Consider the following 14,372-nt stretch of genomic DNA (forward strand, 5'->3'; position numbering starts at 1 on the left):
TGGCAAGCCCCTGAAGTGCATCTTGGGCAAAACGATGTCAACGCCTGACGTAGCCGCACTGTGCCTTGGCTAGAAGGTGGTCGAGTTGCCGCTGGTCGACTGGCCGAAATCGCCCAGCGTACGCAGCGAGATGTTGATGCCGAAGTCGCGCGAGAGCACTTCGTTGCTGACGTTGCCGCGTGTCTCCGATGCCGTGAAATTGATGCCGAAGCAATCATCGTCATAGGCAAAGCCGATCCGGCGCTGAACGAGGTTGCTCGTGTTCAGGTCGAAAGTGGCGTTACCGAAAACACGCCAGTATTCGTGCACCTGCGCCGATGCGCCGACACGGACTTCATGGCGATCGTCGGCGAAGCCGTAGTCGGGCTGGGCTTCGATGAACGAATACTGGGTCGAAAGCGAAACGGCCTGCGTCGCGTAGCTCGCCGCGACATCGGTGCGACGGACTTCGAGATCGTCCTTGTCGAGCCGTGCGCCCGCTGCCAGGGAGACGCCGACTGGCGTGTTCAGGCCGACCATGCCGACATAGTCCGAAACGTCTTCCTCAAGGCCGGAATAGGCGCCGGCATAGACGAGGTCGGGCGAAGCGTAGGAGTTCGTGCCGGCCAGATGATAGGACTGGCCGACGATCGCGTTGACGCCCCAGCCGCGACCGAGTTCGCCCGTATAGCGGATACCGACATTGGCGCGGGTGCCGCCTTCGATCCGGTCGTAGCCGGAGAATTTGTCCCGCTCGAAAAGCGTGGCCGCGTCGAAGACGAGGCTCTGCGCGTCCTCGTTCGGAATACCCAGCCGGCCGCCATAGGGCTCGTCGGGCCGGGCGAAGATCTGCCCCATCGGCTCGAAGACATGCGTCGAGCTGGACGTGGAGAACAGGATCGGCCAGCGTGCCTCGAGGCCTGCCGTCGCCATCGAGCGGTAGTAGGCCGAGCGGATGTCCGCGGCCACGCCCTGCGCACTGGCGACGCTGGCAATACCCGCGTCGGAAAGTGCGCCGTCGCCGAATTGCACGCCGATCGCGTCCTGTCGTGCGTGGAGCGAGGGCGTGATCAGGAGTCCGCCGCCGGTGATGAAGGTCCGCTTCCATTCCGCTTCGGCGGTCAGGCGCCCGGACCCGCCGTCAATCCCGCGGCCCGTCGGCGATGAGGATTGCGTCGCGAAGCCGCGACCATCGAAACGATCGCGCCAGAGGGCCTGGCTGTTGACGTCGATCGTCAGCTCACCACCGGCGATCGGCGTGTCTGGCGTCACGCTGTAGTCGAATGAGGGCAGGACGAACGGCTGGAGAGGCGACGATGCGCTGGGGTTCAGTTCACGGGTGCCGCTTTCGTCCGTGATGAAATCGAGGGCGGTTTCCTGCTTGCTGAAATGATAGGCGCGCAGGTCGAAGAAATTGCGACCGTCGAGGCCGGTGAGATAGACCTGCGAGACCTGATCGTAGTCGTTCGCCTGCTCGATATCGTAGGTATAGCCGAAATTCTTGTCGGTCTGAGCCAGGACGTCCCAGCCGAAGCGCCAGCGCGGATTGATCGTGAAGTCGCCGCGCGAGGCTATGAGGGCGCGCCCGGTTTCGTTGCCGTCGACCGTGCGCGAGCCGAACGTGTCGGGGTCGCGCTGCGAAATCCCGGCGATCCGCAGATTGTATTCGCCATTGTCGAAGCGCTGGCGCCATTCGGCCTGCCCGAGGAAGCCCTGCTGCGTATATCCGCCCGCCGTGACCGTCAGGTCGTAAGTCGGCGAAAGCGCGAAATAATACGGCACGTTGATGAAGGTGCCGAGATTGTCCGAGCTGCCGAAGGTGGGGAAAAGGAAGCCGCTTTTGCGCTTGACCGTCGGATCGGCGATCTCGAACGCCGGCACCCAGGCGAGGGGCACGCCGAGGAACTCGAACCGCGCGCGCTCGAAGCGCACGGTCTTGGTCTCGCCGTTCCAGATGATCTTCTGCGCCTTGATGTTCCAGACCGGCGGCTTGTCGGGGTTCTCCTCGCACGGCTCGCACGCGGTGTAGACGCCGCGCTCGAACTCGGTCACCGCACCGCCGCGCCGTTCCGCGCTGTCGGCGCCGAAATAGACGCGGTCCGGCGTCTCCACGCGCAGCGTGCGCACGAAGGCGTCCGCGAAATCGTCGGTGACGTCGATCTCGTCGGCCTGGAAGCGCGTGCCGTCAGGGTCGATGATCTCGACGCCTCCGCTCGCGATCAGCCGCGATGTCGCGCGGTCATAGGTGACGCGCTGCGCCACGAGGCGATTGCCGTCATAGTCGATCTGGACGGAGCCGAGGGCGGTGATGCGGTTGCGGTCGTTGTCGTAGACCAGCGTGTCGGCCTCGAGCAGCATGTCGGCATTGGGATCGGTCTGCGCGGACAGATCGATGCTCTGCGCGATGACGGGCTGCAACGCGACGATCGAACCGGTCGCGGCGAGGACGCCGGCGAGCGCCGTCGCACCCAGAAGGCGCCGGGCTCGAACCGCTCTGCTCAGGCCGGAAAGCACGCCCCTCACTAACCGTCCTCTCTGTACAGCAAGAAAGTCACCCCGAAAAAGCCTGCGACGACGACCGGAAACCAAGCGGCGGCGACAGGCGGCACGAATCCGGCGCTCCCGAACGCCTTGACCAGAACCGTCACGACATAAAGCAGAAACCCCGCCATCACGCCACCCAGAATCATGGCGGATGATTGTCCCATTCTGGCAAAACGCATGGACACTGTCGCGGCGATAAGCGTCATCGCGACGAGCAGCGCCGGCATGGCCAGCATCGAGTGCATGTGCATGGCGAAATTGTTTGCCGGCAGCCCGAACGAGCGTGCCGCAGCAATCTTGCGCGGCAGTTGGAAGATCGGGATCGTCTCCGGGCTTGCCAGGCGTTCGAGCACGAATTCGGGCGTCAGGTTGGTCGGTATCGAGACCGTTTCCATGAGTTCCGGCGGATTGCCGCGAGTGGTGCGACGGGCGTTTTCGAGCTGCCATTCGCCGGCGCGCAGGAATGCCCGCTGCGCATCGAACCGTTCCATCGCGTCCATGTCGGCGCCGATGACGATGAAGGTCGCGCCGACGAGCTGCAGCCCTTCGTCGAGGACGCCGGCCGCGCCGATATAGGTTTCGGTCTGTCCGAAGCGCTGCTTGATCCACGGCGCTTCGCCGCCGGCCACCGGCGTGTTGTTGCCGCCGCGAATGTCGGCCTCGAGAAACTGCGTGCGCTCGTAGCCGAACGAGGCGAGGGGGTTGAGGACGAAAAGCGCGGCGAAGCCGAAGAGAAGCGCGCCGATGCAGATCGGCAACAGAAACTGCCAGGCCGAGATTCCGGCGGCCCGCGCCACGACGAGCTCATATTTGCGGTTGAGCGAGATCAGCGTCGCGATTCCCGAGACGAGCGCGATGAACGGCACCGCCTGCTGCATGATGAACGGCGTCTGCAGGGCAGCGAAAGTAACACCCCACCACAGCGAATAGTCCGGCAGGTCGCCGACCCGGCGCGAGACTTCGGTGAAGTTGACGATGAAGATGAGGCCAAAGATACCGGTGAAGAACCAGAAGGTGATGATCAGGTAGCGCCGCATGAAATAGGCGCCGAGGGTACGTCCGATCATGACTTGCCCTCCGAGGCGGAGCGGCGGCGAAAAATCGACCGCGACGCCTGGCGGGTCCAGAACTCCTGCATGCGTTCGGTCCAGCGGGTCGGGATTTCGAGCCGCTTGTTTGCCGCGATCACCCAGATGCACACGGCCATCGCCATCAGCGGCACCGCATACAGGGCCGGAATGACGGCAGGACTGTCGGCCGCGGCATTGCCGACGATGAAGCCTTCCCACCGGATGAAAAGCGCGATCAGCATGGTCGTGATCAGTGGATGGATGCGTGATTCACGGAAGGATCGCGAATCGCCGGCAACCGCCAGGCCCACCAGGGCGAATACCAGCGGATAGACCCAGTCTGTCAGCCGCCGGTGCAACTCGGCCGCAAAGGCAAGCGGCGCGCTCTGGAAGACTGGGTCGGCTGGGTCCGGATTCATCAGGAACCCGAGCGTCCGGTCCTTGGGCAGATAGTTGATCTGAGAGGTTGCCGGCGCGAATTCGGCCAGGTCGAACGCATAGGACTGGTAGCGGATGATCGAGACGTTGCCGGTCGCGTTGCGCCGATGGACGACGCCGTCCTGCATCACCAGAACGTGCTCGCCATTGAGTTCGATCGTCGCGCCGGTGTCGGCGTAGTAGATCAGCTCGGTCTCCTCCTCGCGCGTATCGGCGAGGAAGATGCCGGCAAAGCGGCCATCGGGCAGCCTTTCGCTGATCTGGATGACGAGACCGTCATCGATCGTCTGGAACGTGCCTTCCTGAACGACCGAGGTGATCAAATCGGCGCGCGCTTCGGAGACGAGGGCGCGAAGCCTTTCGCGGGCGAACGGCTCGACCCCGTTTTCGATGGCGAAGGAGGCGACGGAGGCGAGGGCCGCGATCAGCAGGATCGGTCGGACCACCGTCGTCTTCGGGCTGCCCGAGGCGGTGATCACGATCAGCTCCGAATCGGTGTTCATGGAGCTCAGCGTCTGCGCGACGGCGATTCCGAGCGCGAACGGAATCACGATCGGGATGACGGCGGGCAGAACCAGCGCGGCGATCTCGAAGAAGGTTGCGGCGGACTGTCCGCTGCTGGTGACGATGTTGATGCGGGTGAGGACCTGCGTCGTCCATACAATGGCCAGAACCCATAGCAGCGTCACCGCGAAAATCGCGAAGGTGCGCCGCATGATATAGGTTTCGAGCACTCTCATGCGAGCTGATTGATCCGTTCATTGGGGCAAGTCTACGGCGCATGCTGCTGCCGCTGCGTCGCTTTGCCGACGCAACCCGATCCGTGGAACATACAATCGGCCTCCTTGGCAAACAAATGCCAAACACGCATGGTTAACGTTTGGTTGACGACCTCTTTCGACCTGGCCCACCTGTCTTTTCTTGAAATGCGGTGCCCGATTCTCTACCGCAAAGGCAACGACCTCGCCTTCCATCCCTTCGCACAAGGATAGCCAATGTCCCGCACCCCAGCCATCAGCTTTGCCAAGCCGTCATCCATCTCAGAAGGCGTTCTGGTGCTCTTGAGCGGCGAGGAAACCGGGCTGGCTGCCTCGGCGGCGGGACATGACCCGCAGGGCGTTCTCCCCCGCGCGGTGGAAGCCGCTTCGTTCAAGGGCAAGATGGGCACCTCGGCCGACATCCTCGCGCCGCACGGAACCGCGCTCGACAGGCTGGTCGTGCTCGGCATCGGCAAGCCGTCGGCGCTCGACGAACAGGCCTGGCTGAAGGTCGGCGGCGCGGTGCAGACCGCGGCCCGCAAGGCGAAGAAAGTGACGGTGATCCTTGATGTCGCCGGCGCCGAGGCGTCGTCCACCGAGGCCGCGCAGCTTGCCATGGGCATTCTTTTGCGCGCCTACACGTTCGACAAATACAAGACGCGCAAGGATGACGCCAACGGCGATGGCGACAAGGAAACCGCCTTCGTCGTCGCCTGCGCCGATCCCGCAGGGGCGAAGAAGAAGTTCGCCGAACTGGAGGGCATCGCCGGCGGTGTGCTCCTGGCCCGCGATCTCGTCAACGAGCCCGCCAACATCCTCGGCCCGCTGGAATTTGCCGCCAAGGCCAAGGAACTGGAGTCGCTCGGCGTCGAAGTCGAAATCCTTCACGATGCGGACATGGAAAAGCTCGGCATGGGCGCGCTGCTCGGCGTCGCGCAGGGCTCGGAGCGTCCGGCGCGTATGGTCGTCATGAAGTGGAATGGCGGCAAGGCCAAGGACAAGCCCGTCGCCTTCGTCGGCAAGGGCGTGGTGTTCGATTCGGGCGGCATCTCCATCAAGCCGGCCGCCGGCATGGAGGACATGAAGGGCGACATGGGTGGCGCGGCCGCCGTCACCGGCCTCATGCACGCGCTCGCTGCCCGCAAGGCCAAGGCCAATGTCGTCGGCATCATCGGCCTCGTCGAGAACATGCTCGACGGCAAGGCGCAGCGTCCCGGCGACATCGTGACCTCCATGTCCGGCCAGACGATCGAGGTCCTCAACACCGACGCCGAAGGCCGCCTCGTGCTGGCGGATGCGCTTTGGTATTGCAACGACCGCTTCGAGCCGCGCTTCATGATCAATCTGGCGACGCTGACGGGCGCGATCCTGATCGCGCTCGGGCAGCACCATGCGGGCCTCTTCTCCAACAATGACGAACTCGCCGGCCGTCTCTTCGAGGCGGGCCAGGCAACGGGCGAGAAGGTCTGGCGCATGCCGATGGGTCCCGACTACGACAAGCTCATCGATTCCAAGAACGCCGACATGAAGAACATCGGCGGACGCCATGCCGGCGCGATCACCGCCGCCCAGTTCCTGCAGCGTTTCGTCAAGGACACACCCTGGGCGCATCTCGACGTCGCAGGCACCGCCATGGGCTCGCCCACCAACGAGATCAGCCAGACCTGGGCGTCGGGCTACGGCGTGCGCCTTCTCGACCGTCTCGTGCGCGATCACTACGAAGGCTGAGGCGCGTTTGACGGAAATCCTGTTCTATCACCTGACCGAATCGACACTCGAGGAGGCGCTGCCGGCGCTCCTCGAAAAATCGGTCGACCGGGGCTGGAAGGCGGTCGTCCAGGCAGGGGGCGAGGAGCGCCGGGATGCGCTCGACGCCGCCTTGTGGACCTTTCGCGACGATTCGTTCCTAGCGCATGGCACCGATGCCGAACCCCACGCTTCGGAAAACCCGGTTCTGCTGACGACCGGGCAGGGGAACGAGAACGGCGCGCAGATCCGGTTTCTGGTCGATGGTGCCGACGCACCCGACCTGGCCGCATACGAGCGCGCGGTCTTCATGTTTGACGGCCATGACGACGAGCAGCTTCGCAAGGCGCGCGAGAGCTGGAAACAACTGCGGCAAGAAAGTCACACCGTCACCTATTGGCAGCAATCCTCGGATCGCCGCTGGGAACGCAAGGCCTGATCAAGAGTTCTGGCGGTCATGAATAGAACTTTACCTTCACTTGCCTTGATCGCTTGCGCCGCCGCCCTTGCCGGCTGCGGCAGCGAAGCGCCGATCGCACAGACAGCGGAAGCCGCGGCCCCGGTCGTCCAGACCCAGCCGGGCGTCGGCCACATCTATGGACGTTGGGCGCTGGACCCGGCCTTTTGCTCGGCGGATGGCGCAAGCCGTGTCATCACGATCGTCGAGCAGAAGCTCGACTCCCGCAACTACGCCTGCACCATGACCACACCCGAGGTGAACGGGGAGGGATGGCTGGTCACGCTCGAATGCACCGGTTCGAACGGTGCAGAGGACGTCACCGAGCGCGTGCGCTTCGTGCCGAACGAGGAAAAGCTCGAACTCAACTATATCGATCGAACCGAACGCAACGACGAGCGTCTGGTCCGCTGCCCATAGTTCAGGCGGCCGATATTCCCTCTTCGTATTCGGTCGAAAGGTTCAGCCAGATTTCCTCGTGCCGCTCGAGTGCTGCGACATTGTCGGAGCGCTCCTTGGCCAGTTTCGCCGCCTTGCCCGGATCGCGCTCGTATAGCGTCGGCACGGCCAGTTCCGTGTCGAGCGTGTCGATGCGCTTGCGCGTGCGCTCGATCAGGCCTTCCGTCGCCTTGATCTGCTTGGCGAGCGGTTCCAGCGCTGCGCGCTTCTGGGCCGCTTCGCGGCGCTTGTCCGCCTTCGAGGCCTTGTCCGTTTCGCGCTTTTCGCGCCGGTCGGAGGCACCGCCCGTCACCACCTGCCGGTAGTCGGCCATGTCGCCGTCGAAGGGTCCCACCTGGCCGTCCTTGACGAGCCAGAGCCGGTCGGCCGACGCCTCGATCAAATGCCGATCGTGGCTGATGACTATCACGGCGCCCGAATAATCGTTGAGCGCGTGGATCAACGCTTCGCGGCTGTCGATGTCGAGATGGTTGGTCGGCTCGTCGAGGATGAGCAGGTTCGGGCCGTCGAAGGCCGCGATCCCCATCAGGAGCCGCGCCTTCTCGCCACCCGACAAATCCTTGGCGGGCGTCAGCATTTTCTCTGTCACGAGACCCATCTGGGCGACCCGCGCGCGCACCTTGGCCTCGGGCGCATCCGGCATCAGACGGCGAACATGCTCGATGGCATTTTCCTCCGGCCGCAGATCGTCGAGCTGGTGCTGGGCAAAGATCGCGACCTTGAGGCCGGGCGCGATGGTCATCGTGCCTGAATCGAGTTGCAGCCGGCCCGAGAGCAGCTTGGCAAAGGTCGACTTTCCGTTGCCATTGGCACCCAGAAGCGCGATGCGGTCGTCATCGTCGATGCGGAGCGACATGCGCGACAGGACAGTCTTGCCCGGCGTATAGCCGACCGATCCGCCCGAAATCGCGATGATGGGCGCGGCCACCGTCTTCGTCGGCTCGGTGAAGGTGAACGGCCGCACGCTTTCGCCCATGAAGCTGTCGATCGGCTTCAGCTTCTCCAGCGCCTTCAGCCGCGATTGCGCCTGCCGCGCCTTCGACGCCTTGTAGCGGAAGCGCTCGACGAAGGCTTCCATGTGTTTGCGATGGGCTTCCTGCTTGACGATGGACTTCTGCTGCAATTCGGCCTGTTCGGCATATTGCCGCGAAAACTGGTCGTAGCCGCCGCGCCAGAAGGTCAGCTTCTTGTTTTCCAGATGCACGATCGAGGAAACCGCGCGGTTGAGCAGGTCGCGGTCGTGGCTGATCAGCAAAACGGTGTGCGGATAGCGCGATAGGTAGGTCTCGAGCCAGAGCGTGCCTTCGAGGTCGAGATAGTTGGTCGGTTCGTCGAGAAGCAGCAGATCGGGTTCGGCGAACAGCACCGAGGCGAGCGCGACGCGCATTCGCCAGCCGCCCGAAAAGGAGGAGGCCGGCCGCTGTTGCGCGGCCTCGTCGAAGCCGAGCCCGGCAAGAATCGTCGCCGCCCGCGCCTCGGCCGAATGGGCGTCGATGTCCGCCAGCCGCATCTGGATTTCGGCGATCCGGTGCGGATCGTGCGCGCTTTCGGCCTCGTGAAGCAGCGATGCGCGCTCCGTGTCGGCCTTGAGCACGATCGAGATCAGCGATTCTTCCGTCCCCGGCGCTTCCTGCGCCACCTGGCCGATCCGCGTGTTCCGCGGCAGGTTGATCGACCCGCTTTCGGTCGGCATTTCGCCGGTGATCGCCTTGAACAGCGTCGTCTTGCCGGTGCCGTTGCGGCCGACGAGGCCGGCCTTGGCGCCTGCGGGGAGGGACAGCGTCGCGCGGTCGATCAGGAGCCGACCGGCGATGCGCAGGGAGATGTCGTCGAGAACCAGCATGATGCTGCGCTGTTTGGACTGCCGCCGCATCGCGCGCAAGGGGGCGCAGTTCGCGAGCTAGATCGATGCGGTGCCTGACCCGTCGATCACGAACATGTTATAATCGGCTGCCGCCAAGACGGCGAAAACAATCATCGAGGGGTGAACGGCAATGCCACAGGTTTCGCAACTCTTCTTCAAGGCTGCAATTCTGTTTCTATTGGTCGGCATCGGCATGGGACTGCAGATGTCGATCTCCGGCAATCACAACGTCATCGGCGCACATGCGCATACCAATCTTCTGGGCTGGGTGACGAGCGCGCTGTTCGGCACATACTACGCGCTCAACAAGGAGAAGGCGGCCCAGCGCCTCGCCATGATCCAGTTCGGCGTCTACACGCTCGGCGTCGTCGTCATGGTGCCGTCGCTTTATCTGCTGCTGCAGGGCAATGCCGGCGCCGAGCCGTTCGTGGCGATCTCGTCGCTGATCGCGTTTCTCGGCGTGGCGATCTTCGCCTTCATCGTCTTCGCTCCAGCGCCCGCCGCCCGCGAAATGCCGCGCGGCCCGCTTGCCGTGAACTGACGAAATGGGCGCCGGCTCGCACCGGCGCCCTCTGAGACTTGATCCGGGCGATCCTAGGCCCGCCTGGAAAATTAACGCGTCGCCGTCTGAACCATGTTGCACAGGTCGACCAGCGCACGGTCGTAGACGCCTGGCGATGCCAGCACGTCGACGCAGCGGCGGCTGAGCCGCGCGATCTCCGCCGAATTCATGCTGCCGAGGCCGGGGGAGACACTGCCGGTTTCGGTGTCATCGGTGCCGGGCCCGGTCCCTGGGCCGGAGCCGCCATTGCCGCCCGGATCGCCGGGGCCACCAGGCCCGCCGGGTCCGCCGGGACCACCACCCGTACCGCCGCCACCAATGCCGATGCCCAGCCCGACATCGACGCCGCCGGGCCCGCCGACATTGGCTCCGACGCCGGCATCGATGCCAGAACCACCGCCAATGCCAACGCCCACGCCGGCATTTACGCCGCCCGAGCCACCGATGCCGACGCCTGCACCCGCATCGACACCCGAACCGCCACCGACGGACGCACCGGCCCCGACCCCGACGCCATCCGAGCCGCCGACGCTGGCGCCTGCGCCCGCATCGACGCCAGAGCCGCCGCCGACGGACGCGCCGGCACCCACACCGACGCCATCCGAGCCACCGACGGAGGCGCCCACACCTGCGCCGATGCCATCACTGCCGACCGATGCGCCGACGCCGGCATCGACACCGCCGATGCCCACGCCCACTCCGGCGCCGATCTGCGCATGCGCTGCGCTCGCCAATGCCAGAGCAGTTCCGGTCGCAAGTGCCAGCGCTGTTTTCCTGAAATTGAAGTTCATCGTCTTCTCCTCTTCCCATTGTTGCGATCGGAAGGGTACCGACCATGCAACAATACGGATTACCCAGAGGAAGGTTTCTTCAATTCACAGTAATATCATGAAAGAAATATAGTGCGTTATATAGATATACTATACGGATCATGATAAAATTCGAGCGTAATCTGAACTGTCTCGATTCGGCCCGAATTCGCGCTATACGGGAGTCGGATGCACGTTATACGGGAGATCGATGCCCGCTAAACGAGTATTGATGCAACGCGCAGTTTCTTCAGCTCAGGCGCGTGATTCGCAGGCAAGCGCCCGAAGCGCACGTCCTTGCCGCCCTAGGCGAAGCTGCGCCCGCCTTCGGAACGCTGGAAATAGGCGAGGTCGAGCGACGGAGCTTCACCGGCAAGCCGGGTGAGGGCGGCATGCGCCTGGCCGCGATGATGCGTCTGGTGGTTGAAGAAGTGGGCGAGCGCGGGCGCAAGGCGCTGCGAGATCGTGCGCATGTCGGTCGTGGTCGTATAGGAAAAGCGGCCACCCAGATCGTCGTCGGTCAGGTCGGCGACATAGCGCAAGATGCGCTCGTCCTCGGCCTCGCGGGCATCCCAGAGTGGGCCAATGTCGCGAAACAGGATCGCGTCGAGCCGCTTTGCCGCCGCGCCTTCGCCGGTAAACCGCTTCATCCAGATCCCGTCGGCGACGAGGACGTGATTGAGCGTGCCGCCGAGCGAGGTGAAGGCAAGGCCGAGGTCTGCCCAAAGTGCGTCGTCACCGGCCCTGGTGGCAGCATCGTAGATCAACCGGTTGGCCCAGGCATTATAGGCGGCGAACATGGAGAAATGCTGCTTCATCGGGTTTTCATTCGTCGTGGTCGCGGGCATAGATTTGCGTAACGCTTACACGCCCGGGAGGCCGCACAGCAATGACCGTTCTGCTTTATGATCTCGTCGGCTCGGACCCGACCCGTCCGTTCAGCCCGCATTGCTGGAAGGTCGCCTTCGCGCTTGCGCACAAGGGCCTCGCCTTCGAGCGTGTTCCGACGCCCTTCACGGCCGTGGCCGGTGTCGAGGGCGGCAGGCACAAGACGGTTCCGGTCATCCGCGAGGGCGAGCGCACGGTCGGCGATTCCTTCGAGATCGCGCTCGATCTGGAGCGACGCTATCCCGACCGGCCGACCCTCTTCGGCGGCGCGGGCGGTGAAGCCTCCGCGCGCTTCATCGAGCGCTGGGCGCTTGTCACCCTGCATCCTTATCTCGCGCAGGCCGCACTCATGGACATTCACGACCGGCTTCAACCTGAGGATCAGGCGCATTTCCGCACGACGCGCGAGGCGCGTTTCGGCAAGCGGCTCGAAGACATCCCCTTAACACGCGACGAGCGCCGTCCCGCATTCCGCGCAAGCCTGGAGCCATTGCGCTCGACCCTGACGTTCCAGCCCTTTCTCGGCGGCGAAAGCCCGCTCTTCGCGGATTACATCGTGGCGAGCGCGTTCCAGTGGGTCCGCGTCATCTCCGATTACGAGTTCCTTGAGAACGAAGATCCCGTTAGGGCGTGGCTCGACCGCTGCCTCGATCTTCACTCCGGTCTGGGCCGTTCGGTTCCCGCCGCCGCATAGGCCGCCGGCGGGACTTCACATCACGGGGCGAGGTGGGTATAGACGCGCATCCAATCACTCCCCCAAAGAATTGAGGAAGACCCGACATGGCGATCGAACGCACCTTTTCCATGATCAAGCCGGACGCGACCAAGCGCAACCTGACCGGCGCCATCACCAAGATGCTCGAGGATGCCGGCCTCAGCGTCGTCGCCTCGCGCCGCGTCTGGATGAGCCGCCGCGAAGCCGAAGGCTTCTACGCGGTCCACAAGGATCGTCCGTTCTTCGGCGAACTGGTCGACACTATGACGTCCGGCCCGACCGTCGTTCAGGTTCTCGAAGGCGAAGGCGCCATCCTGAAGAACCGTGAAGTGATGGGCGCGACCAATCCGGCCAATGCCGATGAGGGCACGATCCGCAAGGTTCACGCGCTGTCGATCGGCGAAAACTCGGTCCACGGTTCGGATGCGCCGGAAACGGCCGCTCAGGAAATCCGCTACTGGTTCTCCGACACCGAGATCGTCGGCTGATTCAGTTTCGACGCTGAAGCTTCGAAACAATTGAAATCGCAGGAAAAGCCGCGGTCGATGCCGCGGCTTTTTTTATGCGCGGAGCCGAGAGTCGCGCTCACCCGCATGATCGCGCATCTGCGTGCCGAGCGCCTGCAACCGGCGCGCATCGGTGACGCCGACGCCGTTTCCACCTGCCGCCTTGATGTCGTACATCGCCTGGTCCGCTTCCTTCAGGAGCACATCGACGGACGTTTCGGTGCCGTCGAACATGGCGACACCCACGCTTGCCGAAGCCTGGTGCGCGATGGCGCCGATCTGGAAGGGACGGGCCATTTCCGCGGCCATCCGCTCGGCGAGGGAGAGGGTATCCGTCAGTGCACGCGTCCGGTCCTCGGCTTCGGCGGGCAGGAGGGCAACGAACTCGTCGCCGCCGATCCGTGCCACGTAGCCTGCAACGCCGACCACGGCGGTCAGGCGCTCGGCGACCTGCTTGAGATATCGATCCCCCGCCTCATGGCCGTGCCTGTCGTTCAGCCCCTTGAAATTGTCGAGGTCGACATAGATCAGCGCACCGCAATTGCCGTCGCGACGGCAGGCTTGAAGCGCCTTGCGGGTGTCGTAGATCAGCGCGCGGCGGTTTGCCAGATCGGTCAGCGGATCGCGATAGGCGAGCCGGCGGATCTCCATTTCCTGCGCCTTGCGCAGCGAGATGTCGGTCACGTATCCGTGCCACATGATGCCGTCGGCAACCGGCTCCGGCGTTGCGAGGACGCGCAGCCAGCGAAACGCCTCGCCATGCTTGATCCGGAATTCATGTTCCCACGGACGACCGCCCTTGCGGGCTCGGTGGAAGCTTTCCAAGAAGGGCGGCCGGTCCTTCTCCAACACGATCTCGAAGAAGCGATGCGGGGAGGGATAGCCGCGCTCGAACGACAGACCCGTCATCGAGACGAACCCGTCCGAAATGTAGGCGACGTCGAAGCTGCCGTCGTGCCCTCGTTTGAACTGGAACAGTCCGCCCGGCAGGTGGCTCGTCAGCTTCGTGAAGCGCTCTTCCAGGTTCAGGCGCTGCATCGTTTCGGTGACGTCGCGCACCGTGCCTTCATAGCAGAGGGGAGCGCCCGTCCGGCGATGGCGGATCAGGCGTGCCGATTCGGAAATCCAGATGCGCTCGCCGGTGCGGTGCCGATAGGCCTGCGACACGAAGTCGGTGACGGTGCCGTCCCGGAAAAGCAGTTCGCGAAACTGCGCGCCGCGCGTCGGGTCAACATAGCATTCGACAGAAGGGCGAGGAGAGGCGTGCATTACCGCTTGGGAACTGGCGTAGCCCTGAAGCCGCGCCATCGCCGTGTTGGTACGGATGTGCCGACCGTCGGGCAGGGCCCGGTAGACGCCTTCGGCAAGGTTCTCGAACAGAAAGCGGCTGCGCGAAAGTTCGTCGGCGACGGCTGCGTGACGGCGCTGGAAGTAGACGGCGCCTGCGACCGAACACGCCACCACGGCAAGCATCGCCCCGTCCAGCCAGCCTTGAATTTCCGCCACCGTCTCCAGCATGTCCGCCCGCCCGCATTGCAAGGATCGGAGCCTAGCCGATGGCGGCTACCAAATGCCTA

At 64.2% G+C, this 14,372-nt stretch carries 13 protein-coding genes; 6 read left to right on the forward strand and 7 right to left on the reverse strand.

Annotated elements, in window-relative coordinates; genetic code table 11:
• Nucleotides 1–69: 69 nt before the first annotated feature.
• Genes ACT6QU_RS01360 through lptF form a run of 3 tightly spaced genes read right to left on the reverse strand, consistent with a single transcriptional unit; the run spans nt 70 to nt 4,771 of the window.
• Nucleotides 70–2,502, reverse strand: a complete 2,433-nt coding sequence (locus tag ACT6QU_RS01360) for an LPS-assembly protein LptD (protein WP_444563064.1) — start codon at nt 2,500–2,502, stop codon at nt 70–72.
• Nucleotides 2,502–3,590 carry an LPS export ABC transporter permease LptG gene (lptG, locus tag ACT6QU_RS01365; RefSeq protein WP_444563065.1) on the reverse strand — a complete coding sequence of 363 codons (1,089 nt, stop codon included), beginning with the start codon at nt 3,588–3,590 and terminating at the stop codon, nt 2,502–2,504. Before lptG ends, ACT6QU_RS01360 begins: the two co-directional genes overlap by 1 nt.
• A complete protein-coding gene (gene lptF / locus ACT6QU_RS01370) occupies nt 3,587–4,771 on the reverse strand; it encodes an LPS export ABC transporter permease LptF (RefSeq protein WP_444563066.1) in 1,185 nt (394 codons plus the stop codon). Before lptF ends, lptG begins: the two co-directional genes overlap by 4 nt.
• Nucleotides 4,772–5,026: 255 nt before the next feature.
• Between lptF and ACT6QU_RS01375 the strand changes: the two genes are divergently transcribed.
• From ACT6QU_RS01375 to ACT6QU_RS01385, 3 genes are read left to right on the forward strand one after another with little or no spacing between them, the layout of a single operon-like run.
• The gene (locus ACT6QU_RS01375) at nt 5,027–6,517 is read left to right on the forward strand and encodes a leucyl aminopeptidase (RefSeq protein WP_444563067.1); all 1,491 of its coding nucleotides are present in this window, start codon (nt 5,027–5,029) and stop codon (nt 6,515–6,517) included.
• Nucleotides 6,518–6,524: 7 nt separating this feature from the next.
• Nucleotides 6,525–6,974: a DNA polymerase III subunit chi gene (locus ACT6QU_RS01380; protein WP_444563068.1), complete on the forward strand. Its 450-nt coding sequence runs from the start codon at nt 6,525–6,527 to the stop codon at nt 6,972–6,974.
• Between the two features lie 18 nt (nt 6,975–6,992).
• Nucleotides 6,993–7,412 carry a hypothetical protein gene (locus ACT6QU_RS01385; protein WP_444563069.1) on the forward strand — a complete coding sequence of 140 codons (420 nt, stop codon included), beginning with the start codon at nt 6,993–6,995 and terminating at the stop codon, nt 7,410–7,412.
• 1 nt (nt 7,413) lies between these two features.
• On the opposite strand, the gene ACT6QU_RS01390 is transcribed toward ACT6QU_RS01385, so the two are convergent.
• Complete coding sequence (locus ACT6QU_RS01390) at nt 7,414–9,294, reverse strand: ABC-F family ATP-binding cassette domain-containing protein (protein WP_444563070.1); 1,881 nt, start codon at nt 9,292–9,294, stop codon at nt 7,414–7,416.
• A 151-nt stretch (nt 9,295–9,445) separates the two neighbouring features.
• Between ACT6QU_RS01390 and ACT6QU_RS01395 the strand changes: the two genes are divergently transcribed.
• On the forward strand, nt 9,446–9,856 hold the full coding sequence (locus tag ACT6QU_RS01395) for a hypothetical protein (RefSeq protein ID WP_024586189.1): 411 nt from the start codon (nt 9,446–9,448) through the stop codon (nt 9,854–9,856).
• 71 nt (nt 9,857–9,927) lie between these two features.
• Here ACT6QU_RS01395 and ACT6QU_RS01400 read toward each other — a convergent pair whose 3' ends face one another.
• Nucleotides 9,928–10,668, reverse strand: a complete 741-nt coding sequence (locus tag ACT6QU_RS01400) for a hypothetical protein (RefSeq protein ID WP_444563071.1) — start codon at nt 10,666–10,668, stop codon at nt 9,928–9,930.
• A gap of 323 nt (nt 10,669–10,991) precedes the next feature.
• Nucleotides 10,992–11,504, reverse strand: a complete 513-nt coding sequence (locus ACT6QU_RS01405) for a DinB family protein (RefSeq protein WP_444563072.1) — start codon at nt 11,502–11,504, stop codon at nt 10,992–10,994.
• A gap of 71 nt (nt 11,505–11,575) precedes the next feature.
• Here ACT6QU_RS01405 and ACT6QU_RS01410 point away from each other — a divergent pair, with 71 nt between their 5' ends.
• Both ACT6QU_RS01410 and ndk read left to right on the forward strand, forming a co-directional pair.
• Nucleotides 11,576–12,268 (forward strand): glutathione S-transferase family protein, encoded by a 693-nt coding sequence (locus tag ACT6QU_RS01410; protein ID WP_444563073.1) that lies wholly within the window; start codon nt 11,576–11,578, stop codon nt 12,266–12,268.
• Between the two features lie 86 nt (nt 12,269–12,354).
• Nucleotides 12,355–12,777, forward strand: coding sequence for a nucleoside-diphosphate kinase (gene ndk / locus ACT6QU_RS01415; RefSeq protein WP_024586185.1), 423 nt, complete (start codon nt 12,355–12,357; stop codon nt 12,775–12,777).
• Nucleotides 12,778–12,849: 72 nt separating this feature from the next.
• On the opposite strand, the gene ACT6QU_RS01420 is transcribed toward ndk, so the two are convergent.
• Nucleotides 12,850–14,313, reverse strand: a complete 1,464-nt coding sequence (locus ACT6QU_RS01420; protein ID WP_444563074.1) for a diguanylate cyclase domain-containing protein — start codon at nt 14,311–14,313, stop codon at nt 12,850–12,852.
• Nucleotides 14,314–14,372 lie beyond the last annotated feature (59 nt).

The sequence above is a fragment of the Aliihoeflea sp. genome (assembly GCF_052435475.1).
Classification (GTDB): Bacteria; Pseudomonadota; Alphaproteobacteria; order Rhizobiales; family Rhizobiaceae; genus Aliihoeflea.

Excerpts from the sequence above, each read along its gene's own strand:
- ACT6QU_RS01420 (WP_444563074.1), bottom strand. The coding sequence starts at position 14,313 with ATGCTGGAGACGGTGGCGGAAATTCAAGGCTGGCTGGACGGGGCGATG.
- ACT6QU_RS01390 (WP_444563070.1), bottom strand. The coding sequence starts at position 9,294 with ATGCTGGTTCTCGACGACATCTCCCTGCGCATCGCCGGTCGGCTCCTG.
- ACT6QU_RS01385 (WP_444563069.1), top strand. The coding sequence starts at position 6,993 with ATGAATAGAACTTTACCTTCACTTGCCTTGATCGCTTGCGCCGCCGCC.
- ACT6QU_RS01405 (WP_444563072.1), bottom strand. The coding sequence starts at position 11,504 with ATGAAGCAGCATTTCTCCATGTTCGCCGCCTATAATGCCTGGGCCAAC.
- lptG (WP_444563065.1), bottom strand. The coding sequence starts at position 3,590 with ATGATCGGACGTACCCTCGGCGCCTATTTCATGCGGCGCTACCTGATC.
- ndk (WP_024586185.1), top strand. The coding sequence starts at position 12,355 with ATGGCGATCGAACGCACCTTTTCCATGATCAAGCCGGACGCGACCAAG.
- ACT6QU_RS01395 (WP_024586189.1), top strand. The coding sequence starts at position 9,446 with ATGCCACAGGTTTCGCAACTCTTCTTCAAGGCTGCAATTCTGTTTCTA.
- ACT6QU_RS01400 (WP_444563071.1), bottom strand. The coding sequence starts at position 10,668 with ATGAACTTCAATTTCAGGAAAACAGCGCTGGCACTTGCGACCGGAACT.
- ACT6QU_RS01375 (WP_444563067.1), top strand. The coding sequence starts at position 5,027 with ATGTCCCGCACCCCAGCCATCAGCTTTGCCAAGCCGTCATCCATCTCA.
- ACT6QU_RS01410 (WP_444563073.1), top strand. The coding sequence starts at position 11,576 with ATGACCGTTCTGCTTTATGATCTCGTCGGCTCGGACCCGACCCGTCCG.
- lptF (WP_444563066.1), bottom strand. The coding sequence starts at position 4,771 with ATGAGAGTGCTCGAAACCTATATCATGCGGCGCACCTTCGCGATTTTC.